Below are 26,145 nucleotides of genomic sequence, written 5' to 3' on the forward strand. Positions count from 1 at the left end.
CCCCCGTCCACCCCCGGCCCAGGAGAGCCCGTGACCCTCGCCGACGACAGCCCGCGCACCGTGACCGCGCCGGCCGTCCCCGCCCCGCCCGACCCGACCCCGCCCCCCGTCCCGCGCCGTCGCGGCCCGTCGCTGTCGCGCAACCGGTGGGGCTACGCCTACGTCGCCCCGTTCTTCGTGGTCTTCGGCGCCTTCAGCCTGTTCCCGTTCCTGTTCACCGCGTGGGTCTCCCTGCACGACGCCCGGCTCTCCGACATCAGCGGCGGCACCTTCGTCGGTCTGGACAACTACGCGGCGCTGCTGGGCAACGACTTCTTCTGGAACGCGCTGCGCAACACCATCACCATCGGGGTCCTGTCCACGGTCCCGCAGCTGTGCCTGGCCCTGGGCCTGGCGCACCTGCTGCACTACAAGCTGCGCGGCCGGACCTTCTTCCGCACGGTCATGCTGGTCCCCTACGCCACCAGCATCGCCGCGGCGACCCTGGTCTTCGCCACCCTCTTCGGCCGCGACTACGGGATCATCAACACCGCGCTGGAGGCCGTGGGCCTGGACCGCGTCGACTGGGAGTCGGGCACCCTGTCCAGCCAGGTCGCCATCGCCGTCATCGTGACCTGGCGGTGGACCGGCTACAACGCGCTGATCTACCTGGCCGCGATGCAGTCGATCCCCGGCGAGCTCTACGAGGCCGCCGAGATGGACGGCGCCAGCAAGTGGCGGCAGTTCCTGCACGTCACGATCCCGTCGCTGCGGCCCACGATCCTGTTCACCGTCGTGGTCTCCACGATCGGTGCGGTGCAGTTGTTCGGCGAGCCGCTGCTGTTCGGCGGCAACGGGGCGACCACCGGCGGGGCGCGCAACCAGTACCAGACCCTGGGCCTGCTGATGTACCAGCAGGGCTGGACCAACTTCAACATCGGCCAGGCCGCCACCACGGCGTGGGCGATGTTCCTGATCATCCTGGCCGTCGTCGGGTCCGCCGCCCTGGTCGGCCGGTACCGCGCGCGCCGCGAGGGAGCCCGCCGATGACCGCCGTCCTCACCCCGCCGACGGCCACGACGCCCCGGACCACCGGGCGCCGACCGAGCACCCGGGCCGGCCGCGCCGGGCCGGTCGCCTACACCCTGCTGGTGCTGGCCGGCCTGCTGTCGGTCTTCCCGCTCTACTGGAGCCTGGTCGCCGGGTCGCACACCAACGCCGAGATCGCGGCCACCCCGCCGCCGTTCCTGCCGAACGCGACCTTCTTCGAGAACGTCTCGGCGGCGATGGACCAGGCCCCGCTCGGGCTGGCGATCGTCAACTCGGTCGTCGTGGCCGGGTCGATCACCGTGGGCACCGTGCTGTTCTGCACGCTGGCCGGCTTCGCCTTCGCCAAGCTGCGCTTCCGCGGCAGCGGCCCGCTGCTGGCACTGGTGGTCGGCACGATGATGGTGCCCACCCAGCTCGCGGTGATCCCGCTGTTCATGATGATCGCCGAGCTGCAGTGGGTCGACTCCCTGCAGGCGGTCATCCTGCCCACGCTGGTCAGCGCGTTCGGCGTGTTCTTCATGCGCCAGTACCTGGTCACTGCGCTGCCCGACGAGCTGCTGGAGGCCGGCCGGGTCGACGGCGCCTCGACGCACCGGATCTTCTTCTCCATCGTGCTGCCGGTGGCCCGCCCGGCCATGGCGGTGCTGGCGATGCTGACCTTCCTGACCGCCTGGAACGAGTTCTTCTGGCCGATCATCGCGCTCACCGCGGCCAACCCGACCGTGCAGGTCGCCATCGCCAACCTCGGCTCGGGCTACGTGCCCCAGCGCGCCGTGATCATGGCCGGCACCCTGCTCGGCACCCTCCCCGTCCTGCTCGTCTTCGCCCTCCTGGGCAAGCAGATCGTCGGCGGCATCATGGCCGGCGCCGTGAAAGGTTGATCATGACGACCACCGCACCCTCCCCCCGCGCCACCGGCCTCCGGTTCCCGCCCGGCTTCACCTTCGGCGCGGCCACCGCCGCCTACCAGATCGAGGGCGCCGTCACCGCCGACGGCCGCGGTCCCTCGATCTGGGACACCTTCAGCCACACCCCCGGCACCACCTTCCAGGGCCACACCGGTGACGTGGCCGTCGAGCACCACAGCCGCTACCCCGAGGACGTCGCGCTGATGGCCGAGCTGGGGCTGTCGGCCTACCGGTTTTCCACCTCGTGGTCGCGGGTGCTGCCCGAGGGCGCCGGCCGGGTCGAGCAGCGCGGGCTGGATATCTACTCCCGCCTGGTCGACGAGCTGCTCGGCGCCGGCGTCGAGCCCTGGCTGACGCTCTACCACTGGGACCTGCCGCAGGCCCTGCAGGACCGCGGCGGGTGGACCGACCGGGACACCGCGCACCGGTTCGCCGACTACGCGCAGGTGCTGCACGGCGCGCTCGGTGACCGGGTGACCCACTGGTCGACCCTGAACGAGCCGATGTGCAGCGCGCTGCTGGGCCACATGGCCGGCCAGCACGCGCCGGGGGTGCGCGACGCCGTGGCCGCCTCCCGGGCCACCCACCACCTGCTGCTCGCGCACGGCCTGGGCACCCGGGCGCTGCGCGAGCAGGGCGCCACCTCGCTGGGGCTGACGCTGAACTTCACGCCGATGACCCCGGCCACCGACTCCCCCACCGACGTCGACGCCGCCCGGCGCTGCGACGGCCAGCAGAACCGGATGTTCGTGACGCCGGTGGTGACCGGCGCCTACCCGGCCGACGTGGTCGCCGACCTCGAGGCCGCCGGCGCCCCGCTGCCCGTGCAGGACGGCGACCTCGAGGTCATCGCCGCGCCGCTGGACTGGCTGGGCGTGAACTACTACTTCAGCTCCGTCGTCCGGGACACCGGCGCCCCCACCGGCGGGCACTCCCCCTTCATCGGCGCCGGGCAGATCGAGGACCTCGAGCCCGAGGGCCCCACCACCACGATGGGCTGGGGCATCGACGCACCGGCGTTCACCGCGCTGCTGCGCTGGCTGGGGTCGCTGGCGCCGGACCTGCCGCTGGTGGTCACCGAGAACGGGTCCGCCTGGCCCGACGAGGTCTCCTCCGACGGCCGGGTGCACGACCCGGAGCGGGTGGCCTACCTGCTCGAGCACCTCGCCGCGGTGGCCGACGCGGTCGACGCCGGGGTCGACGTCCGGGGGTACTTCGCCTGGTCGCTGCTGGACAACTACGAGTGGGCCCGCGGGTACGCCCAGCGCTTCGGCATCGTGCACGTGGACTACGCGACCCAGGTGCGGACGCCGAAGGACAGCGCCCTGGTCTACGCCGACGTGCTGCGGGAACATCGGGCGGCGTCGATGCCTTAGGGTGGCCGACAGGTAGTTGAGCACTCAACTCAGGAGGTCGGGATGCCCGCCGTCACCGTCGAGGACACCACCACGCTGGCCCGGGTCCCGGTGCCCGCGCCGAGGACCGTGCGCCGCCGGGTCCGCTCGGTCACCACCGCGCCGCGCGGGTTCGAGGGCGAGGGGTTCCCGGTCCGCCGGGCCTTCGCCGGGGTCGACCTGCGCGACCTCGACCCGTTCATCCACATGGACCAGATGGGCGAGGTCGAGTACGCGCCGGGTGAGCCCAAGGGCACCTCGTGGCACCCGCACCGGGGCTTCGAGACCGTCACCTACATCATCGACGGCACCTTCGAGCACGCCGACAGCCACGGCGGCGGCGGGTCGATCACCAACGGCGACACGCAGTGGATGACCGCCGGCGGCGGCGTGCTGCACATCGAGCGGCCGCCGGAGTCGCTGGTGGTCAGCGGTGGGCTGTTCCACGGCCTGCAGCTGTGGGTCAACCTGCCGCAGGCGCAGAAGTGGGTGGAGCCCCGCTACCAGGACCTGCGCGCCGACCAGGCCGTGCTGCTGGCCAGCCCGGACGCCGGGGCGTTCCTGCGGGTGATCGCCGGCGACGTGGGCGGCCACGCCGGGCCGGGGACGACCTACACCCCGATGGCGATGGTGCACGCCACCATCGCGCCCGGGGCCACCCTCGACCTGCCGTGGGACCCCTCGTTCAACGCGCTGGTCTACGTGCTCAGCGGCAACGGCAAGGTCGGCATCGACGACCACCCGGTCACCGGCGGGCAGCTGGCGGTCTTCGGCCCCGGCGACACGATCACCGTCAAGGGCGCCGAGCACCAGGACAGCCGCACCCCGGCGCTGGACGTGGTCATCCTCGGCGGCCGGCCGATCCGCGAGCCGATCGCCATGTACGGGCCGTTCGTGATGAACACCCGGCAGGAGGTCATGGACGCCTTCACCGACTTCCAGGCCGGCCGGCTGGGCAGCATCCCGGCCGCGCACGTGCCGCACACGGGGGTGCGCGACACCGTCGACGTCGGCCAGGACTCCTGACGTGAGCGACCTCGAGCCCCGGCCCGCCCCGCACGTGCTCGGGGGGCTGGGGCCCGTGGCACCGCGCCCGGTCCTGGACCTGCTGCCCGGCAAGACCGTCACCCTGGGCGAGCGGATGCAGGTCCGCCGGCTGCTGCCCACGCTGGGCCGCCGGATGGTCGGGCCCTGGGCCTTCGTCGACCACTACGGCCCCGACGACATCTCCGTCGGCGACGGCATGCAGGTCATCCCGCACCCGCACACCGGGCTGCAGACGGTGTCCTGGCTGATCGAGGGCCGGGTGCACCACAAGGACTCCCTCGGCAGCGACGTCTCCTTCGGCCCGGGTGAGCTGGCGCTCATGACGGCCGGGCACGGCATCAGCCACTCCGAGCAGTCCCCGGTCCCCCACCCCCGCCTGCTGCAGGGCGCGCAGCTGTGGGTGGCGCTGCCCGACGCCTCCCGCGACACCGCGCCGGCCTTCGAGCACCACGCCGTCCTGCCCGGCTTCGACGTCGACGGCGTGCGGGCCACGGTCCTCATGGGGTCGCTGGCCGGGGCGACCTCCCCGGGCACCGCGTGGTCGCCGATGGTCGGCGTCGACCTGGCGCTGGACGCCGGCGCCGACGTCGAGGTGCCGCTGGAGCCCGGCTTCGAGCACGCCGTGCTCGCGTCGTCGGGGTCCTCGGTGGTCGAGGGCGCCCCGGTCGAGCACGGCTCGATGCTCTACCTCGGCACCGGACGGCGGACGCTGCGCGTGTCCGCCTCCGCCCCCTCGCGCCTGCTGCTGCTGGGCGGCGAGCCGTTCGAGGAGCAGATCGTGATGTGGTGGAACTTCGTCGGCCGCGAGGGCGACGAGGTGGCCGGGTTCCGCGAGCAGTGGGAGGCCGGGGAGCGGTTCGGCCACGTCGAGGGCTTCGAGGACGGCGAACGCACGCCCGCCCCGCCGATGCCCCCGGTGCCGCTCAAGCCCCGCGGCCGCGAGCGCTAGAAACCCCCACCGTCCCCGAAGTCCCCGCCGCCGAAGTCGCCGCCACCCCCGAAGTCGCCGTCCCCGCCGCCGTAACCCCCTCCGAAGCCGCCGCCGAGGCCGCCGAAGAGGATGTTGCCCAGCGCCGCGCCGGCGATGCCGCCGATCATGGCCTCGCCCACGCTCCCGCCACGCCGACCGTAGCCACGGCCGTACCCGCCGGGGGCGTAGCCGCCGTACTGGTCGTAGCCCGCGGCGCCCTGCTGGTACGCCTGCACGTCGCGCTGGGCGGCGGCCAGGGCCTCCTGCGCCATGCGCTGCGCCTGCTGGGCCTCGCGCAGCGCCGAGACCGGGTCCTTCGCGGCGGCGAGCCGGTTGGCCTCGTCCAGGTGCCGGTCGGCCTCGGCCAGCCGGGTGCGGGCCTGCGCACCCACCGCGCCGCGGCGGGTGGCCACGTAGTCGCTGGTGGCGTCGACCGCCGCGGCCGCGGCGGTCAGCGCCTGGCCCAGGTGGGCCAGCGCCCGCTCCTGCTGCTGGCGGGCGTCGCGGGCCGGCTCGAGCGCGGACTCCAGCGCCTGGTCGGCGTCGTCGAGCGCGCGGGTGGTCGCGACCGGGTCGGGCAGCTGCCCGGCCGGGGTCGGCCGCAGCGCCGCGGTGAGCGCGGACTCCGCGCGGGCCAGCTGCTCACGCAGGCCGGGGGTGTCCACCCCGCGCTCCAGCAGGGCCCGCGCCTCGGCGATGTCCCGCTCGGTCTCCTCGCGCACCGCGGCGAACCGTTCGGGGGCGGCCTGCAGGTCGGCGACCAGCTTGTCGACCGCGGCGAGCAGCCGGCGGGCCTGGGCCAGCGCCTCCTCGGCGGCGCGGACCGCCGGGACCGCACCGGGCCGGCGGCCGGCGGCCAGCTCCTCCCGGCCGTGCGCGACCGCGCGCCGGGCCAGCTCGACCCGCTCGCCGGCCTCGCGGCCGTTGTCGGCGACCGCGTCCCAGGTGGAGCGGGCGTACCGGCCGGCCAGGTCGGCGAGGGTCTGCTCGGCGGGGGCGATGCGCCCGGCCACCTGGTCGATCTGGGGCTCGAGGCGCTGCAGCGCGGCCGGCGCGTCCTCCTCCAGGCGCCGCAGCTCGCGGTGCGCCGAGGCCTGCTGCTGCAGCCGCGCCCGCGCCGACCCGGTGAGGGCCAGCAGCTCGGCGAGCATCCGCCGCTGCGTGGGCTCGTCCTCCGGGACCTCGTCGTCCAGCTCCTGCCGGATCTGGAAGGCCTGAGCAAGCTCGTCGCGCGACTCCTGCAGCGCGGCCGCCGAGGCGGTCACCGACTCGGGCCCGTACTGGGCCCGGGCGTAGTCGACGTCGATGGCACTGGTCTTCACGGCCTCGTCCAGCGACAGCAGCTCCGCGCTGGCCCGGTAGTGCAGGTCCTGGGTGGGCGTGCCGTGGAACGGGTCGCGGGCGGCCTCCTCGGCGGCGGCGATCTCCGCGGCCCGGGCGCGGGAGGCCGCCAGCACCTTCTTCTTCCGGCGGTTGCGGGCCAGGGCGTAGCCGCCGGCGCCGAGGACGGCGAGACCGACCAGCCCGCCGAACACGTAGGTCCCGGTGTCGCTGGGCTGGAGTTCCTGCGCGAGCGTGGTCGCCGCGCCCGCCCAGTCCTGCTGCGACAGGAGGGGCTCGACGTCGCTGGCGACGATCGAGTTGAGCTGGTCCAGGGAGGTGGCGCCGTTGTCGTTGCCGGCGAGGCTGTAGTTCCGGTCGTCCACAGCGACGGCGAAGAGCACGTCGTTCCCGCCGAGGCCGCGCAACTGGTAGGCCTGCTCGGCCCAATCGCCGGAGCTGGCCCCGTCGAAGGTGTCGACGTACACCACGAACAGCTGCGTGCCGTCCTCGGTCTGCAGCTGCTGCAGGGCGTCGGTGACCTGCGCCTCCTGACCACCGTCCAGCACGTCGGCGGTGTCGGTCAGCTGGCTCGTCGGCGCGAAGGGCTCCTCGGCCAGCGCCGGACCGGCCCCCGTGAGGGCGACGACGAGACCCAGGGCGGAACCGGCCAGCAGGCGAAGCGGGAGGCGCATGCCCCCATCGTCCCCGTCCCGGGACGACGCCGCCGCAGCGCCTCGGGCCGGCGGCCCCGGGCAGGTCAGAAGCGGCCGCCCCGGCTGCGGCGGCCACCCGACCGGCTGCCGCCGGACCGCCGGCCCGACGACGACCGGGAGGACGACCGGGACGACGAGGAGCGCGACCGGCCCGAGGAGCGGGAGGACCGGCCACCGCCCCACGAGCCGCCGGAGCTCCACCCGCCGGAGGACCCACCCCAGCCCGAGCCGCCACCCCACCCGGTGTCGCGCTCCTGCGCGACGCGGCGGGCGGCGTCCAGGTCGGCCTGCAGCTGCTGCCGGGCCGCGTCCGCGGCGCCCCGCGCGGCGACGGCGGCGGCCAGCGCGGCGACCGGGTCGACCCCGGCGGTGCTCTCGGCCGCGGTGAGCTGCTGCTCGGCGGCGGTCAGCCGGGTGCGGGCCGAGCTGCCGATCGAGCTGCCGCCCAGCGACAGCCGGCCGCGGACGTCGCCCACCGCCGCCCGCGCCGAGGCCAGCGCGGCGGGCAGCTGCTCGACGGCCTTCGCGGTGCGCTCGCGGGCCTGGTCCACCGACAGCAGCGCGGCGTCAAGCACGGCGTCGGCCTCGGTCAGCCGGGTGAGCGCGGTGAGCGGGTCGCGCGGCGTCGTCCGGAAGGCCTGCTCCGCGGCGGTGCGGGCGGCCCCGGCGGAGGAGAGCACTCCCGCCGCGTCGCCTCCGCCGGCGGCGGCGAGCTCGGCCGGCGGCACGGTCTGCAGCCGGGCGAGCTCGGTGTCGACCTCGGCCAGCAGCCGGGGCACCTCGGTGTCGGCCGCGGCGAGCCGCTGCTCGTGCCGGCCGACGCCGTCCAGCAGCGTCTGCGCCGCGGTGACGGCGGCCTCGCAGGCGTGCACCGGGCCGACCGCCTGGCCGCTCGTGCCGGCCGCCACCGCCTGCTGCCCGGCGGCCAGCGCCGCCTCGGCCGCGGCGACGGCCTGCTCGGCGCGGGGCAGTAGGTCGGCCACCTCGGCGGTCGACGCCGGGGCGTAGCGCTGCTGGAGCGACGCCACTCGGGTGGCCTCCCCGGGCAGCCGCCCGCGCAGCGCGGTCACCCGGCCGGCCAGGCCGGCGAGCACCTGCGGGGCGGTGTTCTGCAGGTCGCGCAGCGCGGCGAAGTCGGCGGCCGCGGCGTCCAGGCGGGTGTCCGCGGCGTGCAGCAGCTCCAGCTGCTCGGCCAGCTTCTCCCGCACCGCCCGGTCCTCCGTCGGGGTGTCCGGCGTCTCGACCAGGTCGAGCTCCTGCTGGAGGGCGAACGCACGGTCCAGCTCGCCGCGGGCTGTGGCCAGGGTCGCGGCGTGCTCGGCGACCGGCTGCTCGCCGAACTGCAGCCGGCCGTAGTCGAGGTCCAGCTGGCTGGCCCGCACGGCCTCGTCGACCTCGAGCAGGCCGCTGCCGACCCGGTTGCGCAGCTGCTCGGTGGTCTCGTCGGGGAACGGGCCGCTGCGGCGCACGGCGTCGGCCTCCGCGGCGGCCCGGCGCCGACGGCGGACCAGCAGGTACCCGCCGCCGCCCACGGCGGCCGCGCCGACGACGCCGGCCAGCACGTACTGCGGGGTCCGGCTGGGCCGCAGCTCGTCGGTGAGCGCCTGCACGCCGCCGACCCAGTCCTGGTCCCGGAGGCGGTCCTCGACGGCGGCGGTGAGGTCGGCGAACTGCGCGTCGTCGACCAGCTCGTAGGACGCCGACACCGAGAACGACCGGTCCTGCACGGCCACCGCGAGCAGCACGTCGTCGTCGCCGAGGTCCGACAGCCGGGCGGCCTGCTCGGTCCAGTCGTCGGCCGCGGTGCCGTCGAAGGAGTCGACGAAGGCCACGAAGACCTGGGTGCCCTGGTCGTCACGCAACCCGTCGACCGCCTGCTGGACGGCGGACCGGTCGGCGTCGGAGAGCACCCCGGCGTCGTCGGTGACCTCGCCGGCCAGCCGGGACGGCGCCTCCGCCGCGGCCGGGCCGGCCAGCAGCACCGGCCCCACCACCAGCGCGAGGGCGACCGCCAGGCGGAGCGGGACGGGCAGCACGGCACGGCGTCGTGGCATGCGGCCATCCTGGCGCACCACCCGGGTCAGCCGGCCTCGCCCGAGGTCTGCATGAGCGAGAACGCCGCGCCCTGCGGGTCGGCCACGACCGCGTAGCGGCCGTAGGCGGAGTCCTGCGCGGGCAGCAGCACCGAGCCGCCCCGCTCGGTCACCGCGGCGACCACGGCGTCGGTGTCGGTGACCGCGAAGCAGACGCCCCAGCCGGGCACCGGCGAGTCCTCGACGGCGCCGAGCCCACCGAGCCAGCGGTCGCCCAACCGGAAGGTCTGGTAGTCGTCCATGCCCTCCACCTGGTCCCAGGACCAACCGAACAGCGCGGTGTAGAACTCCCGCGCGGCGGCCGGGTCGGTCACCGCGGCCTCGTTCCAGACCAGCGAGCCGTGCTCGTTGTACCGCTCGACGCCGGGGTGCTGGCCGGCCTGCCACAGCCCGAACACGGCCCCGGTCGGGTCGGCCAGCACGGCCAGCGAGCCCAGCGGGCCGACCTGGTCGGGGCCTGCGTGCACGGTGGCCCCCGCCGAGCGGGCGGTGGCCAGCGACGCCTCGAGGTCGTCGGTGGCGACGTAGGTCAGCCAGGCGGACGGCTGGCCCTCGCGCACGGTCGGCCCGAGGCCCGCCACCCGCGCGCCGTCGATGTCCGCGCTGGCGTAGCCCCCGAAGGCCGCGACGCCCTCGGGCAGGTGCCAGCCGAACACCTCGGCGTAGAAGGTGCGGGCGGCCGGCAGGTCGGTGCTGGCCAGGTCGATCCAGCACGGCGTGCCGGCGGGCCAGGGCGTGCTCCGGGTGGGCATCGGGTCCTCCTCGGTTCCGGTGGGGGGCACCCTCCCACCGGGGTCCGACAGGAGTCCAGCGCCGCCCGCGGTCAGCGCAGGGCGGCCCACCGGGCGCGGCGCTGCGCCTGCTCGGCCGGGTCGGGCACCGGCAGGGAGGCCAGCAGCCGCTGCGTGTAGGGGTCCTGCGGCGCGCCGAGGACCTGCTCGCCGGTGCCCTCCTCGACCAGCCGGCCGTGGTGCAGCACCGCGATCCGGTCGGCGAGCAGGTCGACCACGGCCAGGTCGTGGCTGATGAACAGCGCCGCGAACCCGAACTCCCGCTGCAGCTCGTCGAACAGCTCCAGCACCCGGGCCTGCACCGACACGTCCAGCGCGGAGGTCGGCTCGTCGGCGATGAGCAGCTCGGGCTGCAGCGCCAGCGCCCGGGCCAGCGAGGCCCGCTGCCGCTGGCCACCGGAGAGCTCGTGCGGGAACCGGTCGCCGAACGCCTTGGGCAGCTGGACGGCCTCGAGCAGCTCGTCCACCCGGCCGCGGGCGTCGTCGGTGTCCCCGGCCCGCCCGTGCACGACCAGCGGCTCGGCCACCGCGTCGGCGATGGTCAGCAGCGGGTTGAAGCTGGTGGCCGGGTCCTGGAAGACGAACCCGATCCGGCGGCGGACCGGCCGGAAGGCCTTCTCCTTGATGCCGGCGACCTCGGTGCCCAACACCGTGAGCGACCCGCCCGACACCGGCGTCAGGCCGGCGATGGCCCGACCGATGGTGGACTTGCCGCTGCCGGACTCGCCCACCAGGCCCAGGACCTCGCCCGGGGCGATGGTGAAGGAGACCCCGTCGACGGCGGTGAAGTCGGGCTTGCGGAACCGGCCCGGGTAGACGATCCGCAGGTCGCGGGCGGCCACCACCGGCGGCTGGTCGGCCCAGCCCTCGGGACGGCGGGCGGCCCGGTCGCGGGCGCGGGCGGCGCCCTGGCCGAGCTTGGGCACCGAGCCCAGCAGCGTCCTCGTGTACTCCTGCTGCGGGTCGGCGAACAGCGTCGCCACGTCGGCGGTCTCCACCAGCTCGCCCTGGTACATCACGGCCACCCGGTCGGCCAGGTCGGCCACGACGCCCATGTTGTGCGTGATGAGCACGATCGAGGCGCCGAACTCGTCGCGGCAGCGGCGCAGCAGGTCCAGGATCTCGGCCTGCACGGTGACGTCGAGGGCGGTGGTCGGCTCGTCGGCGATGATCACCCCGGCGTTGAGCGCCAGGGCCTGGGCGATGACGATGCGCTGCTTCTGCCCGCCCGAGAACTGGTGCGGGTAGTGGTCGACCCGCTCCTCGGGGTCGGGGATGCCCACCCGGCGCAGCACGTCGACGGCGACCTCGCGGGCCTCCTTCTTGGACACGTCGCCGTGCGCCCGCAGGCCCTCGGCGATCTGCCAGCCCACCGGGTACACCGGGTTGAGCACGCTGCCCGGCTCCTGGAAGACCATCGCGGCGTCCCGCCCGCGCACGGCGCGCAGGTCGCGGCCGTCCAGGGTGGCCACGTCGGCGGTCGAGCCGCCGTCCCGGCTGCGCAGCACGACCGCGCCGCGGGTCAGCGCGGTCTCGGGCAGCAGGCCGAGCACGGTGCGGGCGGTGACGGTCTTGCCGCTGCCGGACTCCCCGACGATGGCCAGCACCTCCCCCGGCTGCAGCTGCAGGGAGACGCCCTTGACGGCGGCGACGTCCCCGCCGTCGGTGGCGAAGGTGACCCGCAGGTCCCGGATGTCGACCACCGGCTCCAGGTCGCGCGCGGTCATCGCAGGTCTCCTTCGGGGCCGGCGGCGGTGCCCGCGGCGAGGCCGCCGCCGGGGGTGACGGCGACGTCGGCCGGGGGCGGGACGTCGGCGGCGCGGCGGCGGCTGCGCAGCCGCGGGTCGGCCAGGTCGTTGAGGCTCTCGCCGACCAGGGTCAGCCCGAGCACGGTGAGCACGATCGCCGCACCCGGGAAGATCGACGTCCACCAGATGCCGCTGGTGACGTCGGAGATCGACCGGTTGAGGTCGAAGCCCCACTCGGCCGCGGCGGTGGGCTGGATGCCGAAGCCGAGGAAGCCCAGCCCGGCCAGCGTCAGGATCGCCTCGGAGGCGTTGAGCGTGACGATCAGCGGCAGCGAGCGGGTGGCGTTGCGCAGCACGTGCCGGGTCATGATCCGCCAGGTGCCGGTGCCCACGACCCGCGCGGACTCCACGAACGCCTCGCTCTTGATCCGCACCGTCTCGGCGCGCACCACCCGGAAGTACTGCGGGATGAACACCACGGTGATCGAGATGGCCGCGGCCAGCACCCCGCCGACCAGGCTGGACTGGCCACCGCTGATCACGATGGCCGCCACGATCGCCAGCAGCAGCGACGGGAAGGCGTAGACGGCGTCGGCGACCACCACCAGCACGCGGTCCAGCCAGCCGCCGAGGTAGCCCGACACCAGGCCGAGCAGCACGCCGGCCACGATCGACAGCACGATCGCCACGACGATGACGAACACCGCCGTCCGGGAGCCGTAGATGACCCGCGACAGCACGTCGTAGCCGCCGACCGTCGTGCCGAGCAGGTGGTCGCCCGAGGGCGGCTGCTGGGCACCGAACGCGCCGTCGGCGTCGCGCAGCTGGCCGTAGCCGTAGGGCGCGAGCAGCGGGGCGAAGACCGCGGCGAGCAGCAGGACGCCGGTGAGCACGAGGCCGGTGACGAGCATGCCGCGCTGCAGGCCGACGCTCTGCCGCAGCTGGTGGACGACCGGGAGGGACCGCCAGGTCCGGCGGCGGCTCACGAGTACCTCACCCGGGGGTCGATGAGCGCGGCGACGACGTCGACCACGAAGTTGGTGAGCGCGACGATGACGGCCAGCAGCGCCACGATGCCCTGCACGGCGACGAAGTCGCGGGCCTGCAGGTACTGGGAGAGCTGGAAGCCCAGCCCGCGCCACTCGAAGGTGGTCTCGGTGAGCACCGCCCCGGACAGCACGAGCGCGACCTGCAGGCCGATGACGGTGATGATCGGGACCAGTGCCGGCCGGTAGGCGTGCTTGCGCACCAGCCGGGACTCGCTGACCCCGCGCGAGCGGGCGGCCTCGACGTAGCCCGAGCCGAGCGTGCCGATCATGTTGGTGCGGACCAGCCGCAGGAAGACCCCGGCGGTGAGCAGGCCCAGGGCCAGCGAGGGCAGGACGGCGTAGCGCAGCACCTCGACCACCAGGTCGCCGTTGCCGGAGCTGATCGCGTCGATGAGGTAGATGCCGGTGCCCGACCCGCTGCGGTTGAGCTGGATCTGCCCGCGGGTGGAGATCCGCCCGGCGACCGGGAGCCAGCCCAGCCACACCGAGAAGACCAGCTTGAGCAGCAGACCGGCGAAGAAGACCGGGGTCGCGTAGCAGAAGATCGCGAAGAACCGCAGGACGGCGTCGGGGTACCGGTCGCGCAGCCGCGCGGCGACCATGCCCAGCGGGATGCCGACGACCAGCGCCACGGCCAGGGAGTAGACCGCCAGCTCCAGCGTCGCCGCGCCGTAGGTGGTGAGCACCTCGGTGACCGGACGCCGGTCGCTCAGCGTCGTGCCGAAGTCGCCCCGCAGCAGACCGCCGAGGTAGTCCAGGTACTGCACCAGCAGCGGGCGGTCGTAGCCGGCCTCGCGGACCCGCTCGGCCAGCTGGTCGGCGGGCAGCCGCCCGCCCAGCGCCGCGGTGATCGGGTCACCGGTGGTGCGCATCAGGAAGAAGACCGTGGTCACCAGGATGAACACGGTGGGGATGATCAGCAGCGCGCGGACCAGCAGGTAGCTGCCCAGCCCGCTGCTGCGGCGTCGTCGTCCGGCGGGTGCGTCCGCGGGCGCCGGCGGGGCCGGGTCCTGGGTCGCGGTGGTCATCGGGTCCTCACGGGGTGCTCGCTCCATCGGTGGTGTGCAGCGCGGTGACGCAGTGCGGCCCCGGGCCGCCCCGCGAGGGGCGACCCGGGGCCGGGTGTGCTGGGTGGATCAGCCGGCCGACAGCGCGCCGTACCGGAACTTGAAGGAGGCGTCGAGGGTGTCCGAGGCACCCGTGACACCGGACCGGACGACGGCGACCTGGGCACCCTGCAGGTAGGGCACCGTGGACAGGTCCTGGGCGACCAGCTGCTGGATCTGCTCGATCAGCGCCGTCCGCTCGGTGGCGTCCGGGGTGCTGGCCTGCTGCAGGATCAGGTCGTTGACCTGCTGGTTCTCGTAGTGGTTGCCGAGGAAGTTCTCGGTGAGGAAGAACGGCGTCAGGTAGTTGTCGGCGTCGGAGTAGTCCGGGAACCAGCCGAGCTGGTAGGCCGGGTAGACGTCGGCGGTGCGGTCCTCGGAGTACTGGGTCCACTCCGTGGTCTGCAGGTCGACCTGGAACAGGCCGGTGGCCTCCAGCTGGTCCTTGATCAGCGCGTACTCGTCACCCGAGCTGGGCCCGTAGTGGTCGTTGGAGTACTGCAGGGACAGCTGGACCGGGGTCTGCACGCCGGCGGCCTGCAGGGTCTGCGCCGCCTTGTCGGCGTCCGGGCCGCCCTGGCCGTCGCCGTAGAGGGTCTCCAGCGGGGTGGCCGCGCCGGTCAGGCCGTCGGGCACGTAGGAGTACAGCGGGGTGTAGGTGCCGCGGTAGACCTGGTCGGCGATCTCCTGGCGGTCGATCAGGTCCGCGACGGCCTGCCGGACGGCGAGGGCCTTGGCCGGGTCGGCCTCGGACGTCGTGGCGCCGAAGGGCTGGGTGTCGAAGTTGAAGACGATGTAGCGGATCTCGCCGCCGGGGCCGTCCACGACCTCGACGTCGTCGTTGCCGCGCAGGTCGTCGATGTCGGTGGCCGACAGGCTGCGGAAGGCCACGTCGATGTTGCCCTGCTCGATGTCGAGCTTGAGGTTGGAGGCGTCGGCGTAGTAGGTGACGTCGACGTTCTCGGTCTTCGGCGCGCCGAGCAGGCCCTGGTAGTCCGGGTTGGCCTGGTAGGAGACCAGGCTGTTGATCTCGTAGTCGGTGATCGTGTACGGGCCGGCGAAGGCGTTGCCGGACACGATGTCGTCGTCGGAGGTCAGCGAGTCGGCGGAGAACACGTCCTCGTCGACGATCGGGCCGGCCGGGCTCGACAGGATCTGCGGGAAGATCTGGTCGTCGGCGGTCTTGAGGGTGAACACGACGGTGGTGTCGTCGGTGGCCTCGACCGAGTCCAGGTTGTAGAGCAGCGAGGCCGGCCCGTTGGGGTCGTTGATGGCCACCATGCGCTCGAAGGTGAAGACGACGTCGGAGCTGGTCAGGTCGTTGCCGTTGGCGAACGTCAGACCGGGCTTGAGCGTGACGGTGTACTCGGTCGGCGAGGTGAACTCGGCGGACTCGGCGATGTCGGGCTCGACGTCGGGGCTGCCCAGCGGGGTGTTCATCAGGAACGGGTAGACCTGGTTCATCACCGCGAACGAGCCGTTGTCGTACGAGCCGGCCGGGTCGATGGTGGTGATCTTGTCGCTCGTGCCGATGAGCAGCGAGTCGCCGTCGCCGCCGGAGCTGCTGCCGCCCCCGCCGGAGTCACCGCCGCCGCAGGCGGCCACGGACAGGGCGGTCAGGGTGGCGGCGGAGGCCGCGAGCACCCGGGTGGTTCGGCGCTGCATGCTGGAGGACCTGCTTCCTCGGCTGGTTCGGGCCGGACGAGCTGTGTGCTGGGCAGGCCGTGGCGGGAGGAACTCCCGGCGACGGCTGGCCGAACACTAGGTCGTCCCCGAGCAGGACCTGTGCGGCGGGGCAGTGATCGTCACCGGATCGAGACCTCGGGGTCCGCCGGGCAGGATGGGTCCCCGTGAGCGCTGACCTGGGACTCGGCCTGGCCGCGATCGGCCGCCCCGCCTACATCACCCTCGGCCGGGACGCCGACCTGCCCGGCGACCGCTCCCCCGCCGCGCTGGAGGCCCGGGCGCACGAGCTGCTGGACACCGCCGTGGCGCTGGGCATCCGCTGGTTCGACACCGCCCGCTCCTACGGCCGGGCCGAGCAGTTCCTGTCGACGTGGCTGGCCGCCGGCCGGGACGCGCCGGGCACGGTGTCCAGCAAGTGGGGCTACACCTACACCGCCGAGGACCCGGCGGTGGACGCCGACGAGGTCAAGACGCACGACCTGGCCACCTTCGAGCGGCAGTGGGCGGAGACGCAGGCCCTGCTCGGGGAACACCTGCGGCTCTACCAGGTGCACTCCCTCACCCCGGACAGCCCGCTGTTCACCGACACCGCACTGCAGCGGCGCATGTCCCAGCGCCGGGCCGATGGTTCGACGTCCCTGGGCTTCTCCACCTCCGGCCCGCGGCAGGCCGAGGCCGTGCGCCGGGCCCTCGAGCTCACCGTCGACGGCCGCCCGCTGTTCACCGCGGTGCAGAGCACCTGGAACCTGCTCGAGCCCTCGGTCGGACCGGCGCTCGCCGAGGCCGCCGAGGCCGGGGCGTTCGTGCTGGTCAAGGAGGGCGTGGCCAACGGGCGGCTGACCGACCGCGGCCTGCCCGCCGACTCGCCCGTGCGCGCCGCCGCCGAGGCCGCCGGGGTGGGCCCGGACGCCGTCGCGCTGGCCGCCGCGCTGGCGCAGCCGTGGGCCGGCGTCGTGCTGTCGGGGGCGGTGACGCCGGCGCAGCTGCGCGCCAACGCCGCCGCCCGCGGGCTGGACCTGCCCGACCTGCCGGACCTGGCCGAGGAGCCCGAGACCTACTGGGCCACCCGCTCCGGGCTGCCCTGGGCCTGAGTCAGATCCGGCGGCGGCCCTCGAAGGCGCGGCCGAGGGTGACCTCGTCGGCGTACTCGAGGTCACCACCCACCGGCAGGCCGCTGGCCAGCCGGGACACCGCCAGCCCCATCGGGGAGACCAGCCGGGCCAGGTAGGCCGCGGTCGCCTCGCCCTCGAGGTTGGGGTCGGTGGCGATGATCAGCTCGGTGACCGAGCCGTCCATCAGCCGGCTCATCAGCTCCTTGACCTTCAGGTCGTCGGGGCCGATGCCCTCGATCGGGCTGATCGCGCCGCCCAGCACGTGGTAGCGCCCCCGGAACTCCCGGGTGCGCTCGATGGCCACGACGTCCTTGGGCTCCTCGACCACGCAGATGGTGTCCAGGGAGCGCCGGGGATCGCGGCAGATGCGGCACTGCTCGGCCTCGGCCACGTTGAAGCAGATGCTGCAGAAGCGGACCTCGGCCTGCACCCGCTGCAGCGAGGCCACCAGCCGGCCGACGTCGGCGGCGTCGGCGGCCAGCAGGTGGAAGGCGATGCGCTGCGCGCTCTTGGGACCGACGCCGGGCAGCCGGCCGAGCTCGTCGATCAGGTCCTGGACGGCACCCTCGTACATCAGAAGCCGGGCAGGCCCAACCCGCCCGCGGCACCGGCCAGCGGGCCCATGGTCTGCTGGGTCAGCTCACCGGCGGCACGGTTGGCGTCGCGGACGGCGGCGACCACGAGGTCCTGCAGGGTCTCCACGTCGTCGGGGTCGACGGCCTGGGGCGAGATCTCGACGGCGGTGAGCTCACCGCTGCCGGTCATCCGGGCGGTGACCATGCCGCCGCCGGCGGTGCCGGTGACCTCGGCGGCGGCCAGCTGCTCCTGGGCCGCGGCCAGCTGCTGCTGCATCTTCTGCGCCTGCTTCATCAGCTGGGCCATGTCGGGCTGTCCACCGGGTCGCATGCGGTCGAGGGTATGCCGTGGGTCCGACAGCCCGTGGCACGCTGCGGGGCGTGCGGGCAGCGGCGGTCCTCCTGGCGGCGGTGGTGGTGCTCGCCGGGTGCGGCGCCGACCCCGCCCCGCGGGCCGCGGCCCCGGCCACCGGCTCGGCCACGACCGCCGACCCGACGACGGGCCCGCCGAGCACCCCGCCGACCACGACCGCTCCCCCGACCACCACCCCGGCACCCACCACCACGGCACCCACGACGCCGGCCCCGGTGGTCGTCCTGGACCCCGGGCACAACGGCGGCAACGCGGCGGCCCCGGGGACGATCGACGCCCCGGTGCCCGACGGCACGGGCGGCACCAAGCCGTGCGGCACGGCCGGCACCGCGACCGACGCCGGCTACCCCGAGCACGCCTTCACCTGGGACACCGCGCTGCGGGTGCGCGACCTGCTGACCGCGGCCGGCGTCCAGGTCGTGCTGACCCGGCAGGACGACACCGGCGTCGGCCCGTGCGTCGACGTCCGCGGGCAGCTGGGTGCGCAGGTCGGGGCGGCGGCGTTCGTCGGCATCCACGGTGACGGCGCGGCCGCCGGCGGGCGCGGGTTCCACGTCATCACGTCCTCGCTCGACCCCGGCGGGCCGCAGGTCGCGGCGGCCACCTCGACGCTGGACACCGACCTGCGGGACGCGCTCACCGCCGTCGAGCCGGTCAGCGACTACCTGGGCACCGACGGGCTGGACAGCCGCGGCGACCTGGCCGGGCTCAACCTCAACACGGTGCCGGCGGTCTACGTGGAGTGCGGGAACATGCGCAACGCCGCCGACGCCGCGCTGATGAGCTCGGACCCCGGTCGCCAGGCGCTCGCCGACCGGCTCGCCGCGGGGGTGCTCGCCTTCCTCGGCCGCTGACCGGTCAGCGGGGTCGGCGCACCGGCTCGAAGACCTGCGCCATGTCCTCCTCGGTCGGCAGCACCGGCGGCAGCGGGGTGGGGGCGTCGCGGCGCACGCACAGCCCGTCGAGCACCAGCGCGGTGAACCGCTCCCGCAGCTCCGCCCGCTCGGGCCCGCCGACCCGGCCGATCATCGCCACCGCGAGCCCGAGGTCCAGCCCGCCGACGTCCGGACGCAGCACGCCGGCCTCCTGCGCGTGCCGGACCAGCGCGTCCACCGCGGGCGCCAGCCGGTCGCGGCCCTGGGCCACGCGCTCGTGGCCGTGCCCGGCGGCGGCCAGCACCTGGGCGAGCCCCCGGTCGGCGGCCTGCGCCTCGGCGCCCCAGCGCAGGAACCCGGCCAGCCCGTGCCACGGGTCGGGGTCGGCCGCGGCCTCCTGCGCCCGGGCGACGACGGCGTCGACCTCCTCCTGGAACAGCGCCTCGACCAGGTCACCCCGCTCGGGGAAGCGCCGGTAGACCGTGCCCACCCCGACGCCGGCGACCCGGGCGACCTCGTCGAACCCGGCGTCCAGGCCCTGCGCGGCGAACACCTCGCGGGCCGCGGCCAGGATCAGCGCCCGGTTGCGCTCGGCGTCCCGACGCAGCGGCCGGGGTGCCGCCGGGTCGTCGGGGGTGACGGAGGACATGCACCGGATGTTAACCGAAACGGAACCCGCTCTCCGGTTCCACCGGTAGGGTGCAGAAGAAAACGGAAAGACGGTTCCACTTCGCTCGGAGGACGCATGACCAGCACGGCCCGCACCGACCGGGAGGCCCGCCCGGGCACCGGAGCCGACGGCGGACGACGGCGGTGGCTCGTGCTCGCGGTCGTCGCGCTGGCCCAGCTGATGGTGGTGCTGGACGCCACCATCGTGAACATCGCGCTGCCCACCGCGCAGGCCGACCTCGGGTTCGGCGACGACAGCCGCCAGTGGGTGGTCACCGCCTACGCGCTGGCGTTCGGGTCGCTGCTGCTGGTGGGCGGGCGGCTGGCCGACCTGGTGGGCCGCCGGCCGGTCTTCCTGGTCGGGCTGGTCGGGTTCGCGCTGGCGTCGGCGGTGGGCGGCGCGGCCGACGGGTTCGGGCTGCTGGTGGCCGCGCGCGGCGCGCAGGGCGTGTTCGGCGCGCTGCTCGCCCCGGCCGCGCTGAGCCTGCTGACGGTCACCTTCACCGATGGCCGGGAGCGCGGGCTGGCCTTCGCCGTGTTCGGTGCGCTGTCCGGGGCGGGCGGGGCGATCGGCCTCATCCTCGGCGGCGCGCTGACCGAGTACCTGTCCTGGCGCTGGTGCCTGTACGTCAACGTGCCGATCGCCGTGCTCGCCGTCGTGGGTGCGCTGCTGTTCCTGCCCCGCTCGGGCGGGCGGGCGGGCGGGCCGGGGATCGACGCCCCCGGTGCGGTGCTGAGCGTGGCCGGCCTGGTGGCCCTGGTCTACGGCCTGGCCAGCGCGGAGACCGACGGCTGGTCGGCCGGGTCGACGCTGGGGTTCATCGCGGCCGGCGTGGTCCTGCTGGCGGTCTTCGTGGTGGTGGAGACCCGCGTCGCCCACCCGCTGCTGCCGATGCGGGTGGTCACCGACCGGGCCCGGGGCGGTGCGTTCCTGGCCGTGGGGGTCGTCGGCGCCGGCATGTTCGGCGTCTTCCTCTTCCTCACCTACTACCTGTCCACCGTCCTGGGGTACGCGCCGCTGCCCACCGGCGTGGCCTTCCTGCCGCTGATCGCCGGGATCACGCTGTCGGCGCAGACCTCCCCGGCGCTGGTCACCCGGATCGGGGTCAAGGTGCCCATCGCCGCGGGCTTCGCCGTCGGTGCGCTGGGGCTGCTGGTCTTCACCACGCTCGGCACCGACAGCGGCTACTGGACGCAGGTCTTCCCGGGGCTGGTGGTCACCGGCCTGGGCATCGGGCTGGTCATCGCGCCCGCCTTCAGCGCGGCCACCCTGGGCGTGCAGGCCTCCGACGCGGGGGTGGCCTCGGCGGCGGTGAACACCTTCCAGCAGATCGGCGGGTCGATCGCCACCGCCGTGCTGTCGGCGCTGGCCGCCGCGGCCGCCTCCGACGCGCTCGCCGCCGACCCGTCGGCGCCGCTGCAGGCCGCGGTGACCAGCTACACGACGGTGTTCGCGTGGTCGGCCGGCATCTTCGCGGCGGGTGCGCTCGTCTGCGGGCTGCTGCTGCCGCACGGCGCCGTCCGCACCGACCCCGACGCCGCCCCGGTCGTCGGGCACTGACGCCGGGCGCGCCCGGTCAGCTGTCGATCGGGTGCGCCCCCAGCTGGGTGCGCAGCAGCTGCAGCGCGGCCTGCTCCGGGTCGACCGGCGGCGGGGCGTCGCGGCCGTCGGCCGGGTCGGCGGACCGCTCGGCCATCAGCTCGTCGGCCTCGGCGCTCTGCGCGGCGTGCTGGGCCTGCTGGGTCTCCTGCGCCGACGGCGGCGGCCCGCTGCGACCGGCCGGGCCCGACGGCGGGGCCGTCCCGCCGTCGACCACGGTGGCCACCCGCCACCGCACGCCGAGCAGCTCGTTGAGCGCCTCGCGGATGACGTCCTTGTTCAGGTCGTCGCCGAGCCGCCGGGACAGCGCGGGCGAGGTGGTGGACAGGGTCAGGACGCCGCCGGTGAGGTCGTGCACCTGGGCGTTCTTCAGCAGCGCCTCGGTGGTGCGCTTGTGCCGCTTGACCACGCCCATCAGCTCCGGCCAGATCCGCCGGACGTCGGTGGTGGTCAGCTCGCCGTCGCCGGGCTGCTGGTCGGGCGGGTTCGCCGACACCAGCGGCATCGGCTCGCCGCCGCGGGGCGCGGGGTCGTGCTCGGCCGCCGCGCGGGGCTCCTCGTCGGGGCGCTGCGAGCTACCCGGGCGGGGTGCCCGGCTGTCCTGGGCCTGCTCGGCGGGGCGCGGCGGCGGGGCCCGACGGGGCGGCTCGGCCGGGCGCGCCGGGGCCGAGCGCGCGGCGGGCCGCGCGGGCTCGGGCCAGTCCTCGTCGTCGGTCGGCTCGGGCGGCAGCGGGATGTCCGGCTCACCGGTGGCCACCCGCTGGGTGCGGGGAGCGGGCCGCTCCTCGGCCGGCGCGGACGGCGGGGCCGCCGGCGCCGCGGGCCGGGCGGACCCGGGCGCCGCGATCTCCGGCCAGCCGTCGACCTCGGGGGGAGCCGCGGGTGCGGGCACCGACGCGGCCGAGCCGGGCGCCGCGATCTCGGGCCAGTCGTCGTCCGCCGCGGCCCCGCCGCCGGGGGCCGCCGGGGCCGAGGTGGCCGGGGCGGACGCGGCCGGAGCGGAGGTGGACGCGGCGGGGGCCGGCCGAGCCGGCGTCGAGGGCGCCGGGGCGGACGCGGTCGCCGCAGCCGGGGACGGCGCGGCCGGCCGGTCCTCGGCCGCGGGTCGGCCGGCCGTGCCCGGTGCGGCGGGGGCAGCAGCGGGCTCGGCGGCCGCCGCCGGGCGGGGTGCGGACTCGGCCGCCGCCGGGCGCGGGGCGGCCTCGGCCGCGGGGCGGGCCGGGGCCGTCTCGGCGCGGGCCTGCGAGGGCCGCACGTACTCCCGCCGTGCCCCCTGGTCCCGGGGGGCCGGGGCCGGTGCGGCCGCCGGGGACGGGGTGGCGGCGGGCGCCGGCGCGGGGGCGGGATCGGCCGAACCGCCCGTGTGCTCCCCGGCGATGGACAGCCGGCGCTCCAGCCGCTCCAGGCGCTGCAGGGTGGCCGCGGCCGACCCGTCGACGCCGGGCAGCAGCATGCGGGCGCAGACCAGCTCGAGCAGCAGCCGGGGCGCGGTGGTGCCGCGCATCTCGGTGAGGCCCTCGTGCACGGTGTCGGCCAGCCGCGACAGCGTGGCCGCGCCCATCGCCTGGGCCTGCCGGCTCATCAGGTCCAGCCGGTCGGGCGGGCAGTCGAGCAGGCCGTTGCCGCCGGCCTCGGGCACGGCGTCGAGCACGATGAGGTCGCGGAGGCGGTCGAGCAGGTCGGTGGCGAACCGCCGCGGGTCGTGGCCGGCCTCGACCACCCGGTCGACGGCCTGGAACACCCCGGGCGCGTCGTGCACGGCCAGCGCGTCGACGGTCTCGTCGAGCAGGGCGTCGTCGGTGACCCCGAGCAGCCCCACCGCGGTGCGGTAGGTGACGCCCTCGGGCCCGGCGCCGGCCAGCAGCTGGTCCAGGATCGACAGCGAGTCGCGCACCGAGCCGCCGCCGGCCCGGACCACCAGCGGGAAGACCGTCTGCTCGACGACGACGCCCTCGCGCTCGCAGGTGTCCTCCAGCAGCTGGCGCAGCGTCGTCGGCGGGACCAGCCGGAACGGGTAGTGGTGGGTGCGCGACCGGATGGTCGGCAGCACCTTCTCCGGCTCGGTGGTGGCGAAGACGAAGACGAGGAACTCCGGCGGCTCCTCGACCACCTTGAGCAGGGCGTTGAAGCCCTGCGTGGTGACCATGTGCGCCTCGTCGACGATGTAGACCTTGAACCGGCTGTGCACCGGGGCGAAGAAGGCCCGCTCGCGCAGGTCGCGGGCGTCGTCCACACCGCCGTGGCTGGCCGCGTCGATCTCGATGACGTCGATCGAGCCCGGGCCGTCGGGGGCGAGCGCCACGCAGGAGGTGCAGACCCCGCACGGGGTCGAGGTGGGGCCCTGCTCGCAGTTCAGCGACCGGGCCAGGATGCGCGCCGAGGACGTCTTGCCGCAGCCGCGCGGCCCGCTGAACAGGTAGGCGTGGTTGATCCGGCCGGCGTCGACCGCGTTCACCAGCGGCGCGGTGACGTGCTCCTGCCCGACCACCTCGGCGAAGGTCGCCGGGCGGTACTTGCGGTAGAGCGCCAATGCCACGGGCCGAGGCTACTGGCCGGCACCGACATCCCCGGTGCGTCCCGTCGGCACCGGGCGGGGTGCCGACGGGGCGCGGTCACCCGGTCACTGCACGAGCGACAGGAAGAACTCCACCGACCCGCTGTCCTCGACCGACACGAAGCCGAGGTCGGGCGGGGTGATGTCGTAGTCGGCGAAGGCCACGGGGATCGAGCCGGACGCCTGCACGCCGTCAGCGGTGCGCACGACCGACAGGTCGACGGTCACGTCCTGGGTCACCCCGCGCACGGTGAGCGTCCCGTCGACCGGCACCGTCACCGGCGTCCCGGTCAGCTCGGGGAGGTCCACGGCCTGGTCCACGGCGAAGGTGGCGGTCGGGAAGTCCGCGACGTCGACCACGTTCTCCCGGAAGTAGGAGTCGCGGCGGTCGCTGTCGGTGGCCACGGAGGCCATGTCGACGTCGACCTGGGCCGACTGCAGGTCCCCGCCCGAGACGACGACCGAGCCGCTGACCTGGTCGGTCGTGCCGGCGACGGTGACGTCGGCACCGTTGAGCACCTCGTCGACCCGGTAGCCGGCCGACGACCCGGCACCGACGGTCCAGGTGCCGTCGGTGACCTCGGACAGCGGGGCGTCGGACTCCTGCACCTGCACGGTCTGCGCCGGTGCGGCGTCCTCCTGGAGGGCGGCGTACACCAGCGGCCCGGCGACGGCGCCGACCACGACGACCCCGGCCAGGGTCCCGGCGATGACCCACGTACGACGACTCGGCATGCGGATGAGCTCCTCTGCTTGAAGGTTCATGCAGTGAACCAGCCGAACCCGTGAGCGAGCTGTGCACCCACGGAACGACGGGCGGCGCGGGCCGGTTCCCCGCCTCCGCCACGCCCTTGACCTCCGCTCGTGGCGCCGATCACAGTGCACCCATGACGACGGCGCAGGGGGTCCCCGTGGAGGTCCAGGTCACCGGCGGCACGGTGCGCGGCGTCGACGAGGGCGGGGTGAGCCGGTTCCTCGGCGTGCCGTACGCGGCCCCGCCCTTCGGCGAGCACCGAATGGCACCGCCGGCGCCGGTCCAGCCGTGGGGCGGCGTCCGCGACGCCTCCGCCTACGGGCCCACCGCACCCAAGGGCGACTACCCGCCGCAGTACCAGCCGTTGCTGCCCGAGCAGGTCATCCCGGGCGAGGAGTGCCTCAACCTCAACGTCTGGACGCCGACCGACGCGGTGGGCACCGGCCGGCTCCCCGTGCTGGTGTGGGTCCACGGCGGGTCGTTCATGAACGGTTCCGGGTCGGTCCTGGAGTACGACGGCACCGCGTTCGCCCGGGACGGCGTGGTCTGCGTGACCATCAACTACCGGCTCGCCGCCGAGGGCTTCCTGTTCACCGACGGCGACGCCGGTGCCGGGAGGGCGAACCTCGGCCTGCAGGACCAGGTGGCCGCGTTGCGCTGGGTGCAGGAGAACGTCGCGGCGTTCGGCGGTGACCCGGCCCGGGTGACCGTCGCGGGCGAGTCGGCGGGCGCGATGAGCGTGACCACGCTGCTGGCCATGCCCTCCGCCGAGGGCCTGGTCGCCCAGGCGATCACGCAGTCCGGCGCCGCCGCGCACACCCTCACCCCGGAGACCGGCCGACAGGTCGCGGCGACCCTGGCCGACGCGCTCGGCGTCGCCCCCACCCGCGAGGCGATCGCCGCGGTCCCGCTGGGCACGCTGGTCGAGGCGGCCTCGGACCTGGTCGTCGAGGTGCAGACCGCCCCCGACCCGGCGAGGTGGGGCTCGCTGGCGCTGAGCCTGCTGCCGTTCGCCCCGGTCGTCGACGGCACGGTGCTGCCCCGGCACCCGCTGGAGGCCTTCGCCGCGGGCGCGTCGGCCGGCGTCCGGGTGCTGGTCGGGTCCAACCGCGAGGAGGCCCGGCTGTTCCTGGTCGCACCCGGCGCCATCGACCTGGTCGACGAGCCCACCCTGGTCGGGGGTGCGGGCGCCTACGGCCTGCAGGCGGAGGGCCTGGACCTGTACCGGCGCAACCGGCCGGGTGCCTCGCCGGGCGACGTGCTGGCCGCCGTCGTCACCGACTGGTTCTTCGCCGTCCCGGCGATCCGGCACGCCGAGGCACGCGAGGCCGGTGGGGGCACCACCTGGGCCTACCGGTTCGATTGCCCGCACCCGGCCGAGAACGGCGGGCTCGGCGCGGCGCACGCGGTGGAGATCCCGTACGTCTTCGCCACCGCGCACCAGCCGTCGGCCCACCCGCTGGCCGGCGCGTCGCCGTCCGACGACGTGGTCGCGACCGCCCACGGCACGTGGGTCGCCTTCGTGACCACCGGCGACCCGGGGTGGGCGCCCTACACCTCCGCGACCCGGACGACGGGTGTGCTGACCGAGCGGGTGAGCGTGGTCGACGACCCGGACGGCGCCGAGCGGGCGGCGTGGGACGGGATCCGCTGAGGGCTGCCCCGGACATGCAGGGACCCCCCGCACACCCGCCAGAGCCCGCTTATCCTTGCTGCCTTCCGGCCCTGGGGAGGTTCACGGGGTGACGCCGCACGAGGGGTCTGCGGAGGAGTCTA

Annotated in this window: 21 protein-coding genes and 1 other RNA gene; 9 read left to right on the forward strand and 13 right to left on the reverse strand. The window is 75.2% G+C overall.

The window, feature by feature from the left end; all coding sequences use genetic code 11:
• The first annotated feature begins 30 nt into the window (after positions 1-30).
• Genes BLT39_RS02715 through BLT39_RS02735 form a run of 5 tightly spaced genes read left to right on the forward strand, consistent with a single transcriptional unit; the run spans position 31 to position 5,327 of the window.
• Complete coding sequence (locus BLT39_RS02715; protein WP_091058177.1) at positions 31-1,029, forward strand: carbohydrate ABC transporter permease; 999 nt, start codon at positions 31-33, stop codon at positions 1,027-1,029.
• The gene (locus BLT39_RS02720; protein ID WP_091058180.1) at positions 1,026-1,910 is read left to right on the forward strand and encodes a carbohydrate ABC transporter permease; all 885 of its coding nucleotides are present in this window, start codon (positions 1,026-1,028) and stop codon (positions 1,908-1,910) included. The genes BLT39_RS02715 and BLT39_RS02720 overlap by 4 nt, the downstream gene beginning before the upstream one ends.
• Positions 1,911-1,912: 2 nt before the next feature.
• Positions 1,913-3,313 carry a GH1 family beta-glucosidase gene (locus tag BLT39_RS02725; protein WP_091058183.1) on the forward strand — a complete coding sequence of 467 codons (1,401 nt, stop codon included), beginning with the start codon at positions 1,913-1,915 and terminating at the stop codon, positions 3,311-3,313.
• Between the two features lie 42 nt (positions 3,314-3,355).
• On the forward strand, positions 3,356-4,357 hold the full coding sequence (locus BLT39_RS02730; protein WP_091058186.1) for a pirin family protein: 1,002 nt from the start codon (positions 3,356-3,358) through the stop codon (positions 4,355-4,357).
• A 1-nt stretch (position 4,358) separates the two neighbouring features.
• Positions 4,359-5,327 carry a pirin family protein gene (locus tag BLT39_RS02735; RefSeq protein ID WP_091058189.1) on the forward strand — a complete coding sequence of 323 codons (969 nt, stop codon included), beginning with the start codon at positions 4,359-4,361 and terminating at the stop codon, positions 5,325-5,327.
• Here the strand turns inward: BLT39_RS02735 and BLT39_RS23220 are convergent.
• The 7 genes from BLT39_RS23220 to BLT39_RS02770 form a co-directional block, all read right to left on the reverse strand.
• Positions 5,324-7,363, reverse strand: coding sequence for a TPM domain-containing protein (locus tag BLT39_RS23220; RefSeq protein ID WP_131801383.1), 2,040 nt, complete (start codon positions 7,361-7,363; stop codon positions 5,324-5,326). The two genes, BLT39_RS02735 and BLT39_RS23220, sit on opposite strands and share 4 nt — an antisense overlap.
• A 65-nt stretch (positions 7,364-7,428) precedes the next feature.
• Positions 7,429-9,438, reverse strand: a complete 2,010-nt coding sequence (locus BLT39_RS02745; RefSeq protein WP_091058196.1) for a TPM domain-containing protein — start codon at positions 9,436-9,438, stop codon at positions 7,429-7,431.
• Positions 9,439-9,464: 26 nt separating this feature from the next.
• Positions 9,465-10,229, reverse strand: coding sequence for a VOC family protein (locus tag BLT39_RS02750; RefSeq protein WP_091058202.1), 765 nt, complete (start codon positions 10,227-10,229; stop codon positions 9,465-9,467).
• Between the two features lie 71 nt (positions 10,230-10,300).
• Positions 10,301-11,995: a dipeptide ABC transporter ATP-binding protein gene (locus BLT39_RS02755; RefSeq protein ID WP_091058205.1), complete on the reverse strand. Its 1,695-nt coding sequence runs from the start codon at positions 11,993-11,995 to the stop codon at positions 10,301-10,303.
• Positions 11,992-13,002, reverse strand: a complete 1,011-nt coding sequence (locus BLT39_RS02760) for an ABC transporter permease (protein ID WP_091058209.1) — start codon at positions 13,000-13,002, stop codon at positions 11,992-11,994. Before BLT39_RS02760 ends, BLT39_RS02755 begins: the two co-directional genes overlap by 4 nt.
• The gene (locus tag BLT39_RS02765; RefSeq protein WP_091058212.1) at positions 12,999-14,093 is read right to left on the reverse strand and encodes an ABC transporter permease; all 1,095 of its coding nucleotides are present in this window, start codon (positions 14,091-14,093) and stop codon (positions 12,999-13,001) included. The genes BLT39_RS02760 and BLT39_RS02765 overlap by 4 nt, the downstream gene beginning before the upstream one ends.
• A gap of 108 nt (positions 14,094-14,201) precedes the next feature.
• Positions 14,202-15,836, reverse strand: coding sequence for an ABC transporter substrate-binding protein (locus tag BLT39_RS02770; protein ID WP_091058215.1), 1,635 nt, complete (start codon positions 15,834-15,836; stop codon positions 14,202-14,204).
• A 185-nt stretch (positions 15,837-16,021) separates the two neighbouring features.
• Between BLT39_RS02770 and BLT39_RS02775 the strand changes: the two genes are divergently transcribed.
• The gene (locus tag BLT39_RS02775) at positions 16,022-16,948 is read left to right on the forward strand and encodes an aldo/keto reductase (RefSeq protein ID WP_091058219.1); all 927 of its coding nucleotides are present in this window, start codon (positions 16,022-16,024) and stop codon (positions 16,946-16,948) included.
• Position 16,949: 1 nt separating this feature from the next.
• Here BLT39_RS02775 and recR read toward each other — a convergent pair whose 3' ends face one another.
• Positions 16,950-17,543, reverse strand: coding sequence for a recombination mediator RecR (recR, locus tag BLT39_RS02780; protein ID WP_091058223.1), 594 nt, complete (start codon positions 17,541-17,543; stop codon positions 16,950-16,952).
• On the reverse strand, positions 17,543-17,875 hold the full coding sequence (locus BLT39_RS02785) for a YbaB/EbfC family nucleoid-associated protein (RefSeq protein WP_091058225.1): 333 nt from the start codon (positions 17,873-17,875) through the stop codon (positions 17,543-17,545). The genes recR and BLT39_RS02785 overlap by 1 nt, the downstream gene beginning before the upstream one ends.
• A gap of 50 nt (positions 17,876-17,925) precedes the next feature.
• Between BLT39_RS02785 and BLT39_RS02790 the strand changes: the two genes are divergently transcribed.
• Positions 17,926-18,771, forward strand: coding sequence for an N-acetylmuramoyl-L-alanine amidase (locus BLT39_RS02790; RefSeq protein WP_207507532.1), 846 nt, complete (start codon positions 17,926-17,928; stop codon positions 18,769-18,771).
• A 4-nt stretch (positions 18,772-18,775) separates the two neighbouring features.
• On the opposite strand, the gene BLT39_RS02795 is transcribed toward BLT39_RS02790, so the two are convergent.
• Positions 18,776-19,441, reverse strand: a complete 666-nt coding sequence (locus tag BLT39_RS02795; RefSeq protein WP_091058229.1) for a TetR/AcrR family transcriptional regulator — start codon at positions 19,439-19,441, stop codon at positions 18,776-18,778.
• Between the two features lie 96 nt (positions 19,442-19,537).
• Here BLT39_RS02795 and BLT39_RS02800 point away from each other — a divergent pair, with 96 nt between their 5' ends.
• Positions 19,538-21,022, forward strand: coding sequence for an MFS transporter (locus BLT39_RS02800; protein ID WP_091058233.1), 1,485 nt, complete (start codon positions 19,538-19,540; stop codon positions 21,020-21,022).
• A gap of 16 nt (positions 21,023-21,038) precedes the next feature.
• On the opposite strand, the gene BLT39_RS02805 is transcribed toward BLT39_RS02800, so the two are convergent.
• Both BLT39_RS02805 and BLT39_RS02810 read right to left on the reverse strand, forming a co-directional pair.
• Positions 21,039-23,597 (reverse strand): DNA polymerase III subunit gamma and tau, encoded by a 2,559-nt coding sequence (locus BLT39_RS02805; RefSeq protein ID WP_091058236.1) that lies wholly within the window; start codon positions 23,595-23,597, stop codon positions 21,039-21,041.
• A gap of 84 nt (positions 23,598-23,681) precedes the next feature.
• Positions 23,682-24,350: a YceI family protein gene (locus BLT39_RS02810; protein WP_091058239.1), complete on the reverse strand. Its 669-nt coding sequence runs from the start codon at positions 24,348-24,350 to the stop codon at positions 23,682-23,684.
• A gap of 152 nt (positions 24,351-24,502) precedes the next feature.
• Between BLT39_RS02810 and BLT39_RS02815 the strand changes: the two genes are divergently transcribed.
• Positions 24,503-26,023 carry a carboxylesterase/lipase family protein gene (locus BLT39_RS02815; protein ID WP_091058242.1) on the forward strand — a complete coding sequence of 507 codons (1,521 nt, stop codon included), beginning with the start codon at positions 24,503-24,505 and terminating at the stop codon, positions 26,021-26,023.
• Positions 26,024-26,038: 15 nt separating this feature from the next.
• Here the strand turns inward: BLT39_RS02815 and ffs are convergent.
• Positions 26,039-26,134, reverse strand: an RNA gene (ffs, locus tag BLT39_RS02820) — signal recognition particle sRNA small type.
• Positions 26,135-26,145 lie beyond the last annotated feature (11 nt).

This window comes from Klenkia brasiliensis (assembly GCF_900100695.1).
Taxonomy (GTDB): Bacteria; Actinomycetota; Actinomycetes; order Mycobacteriales; family Geodermatophilaceae; genus Klenkia; species Klenkia brasiliensis.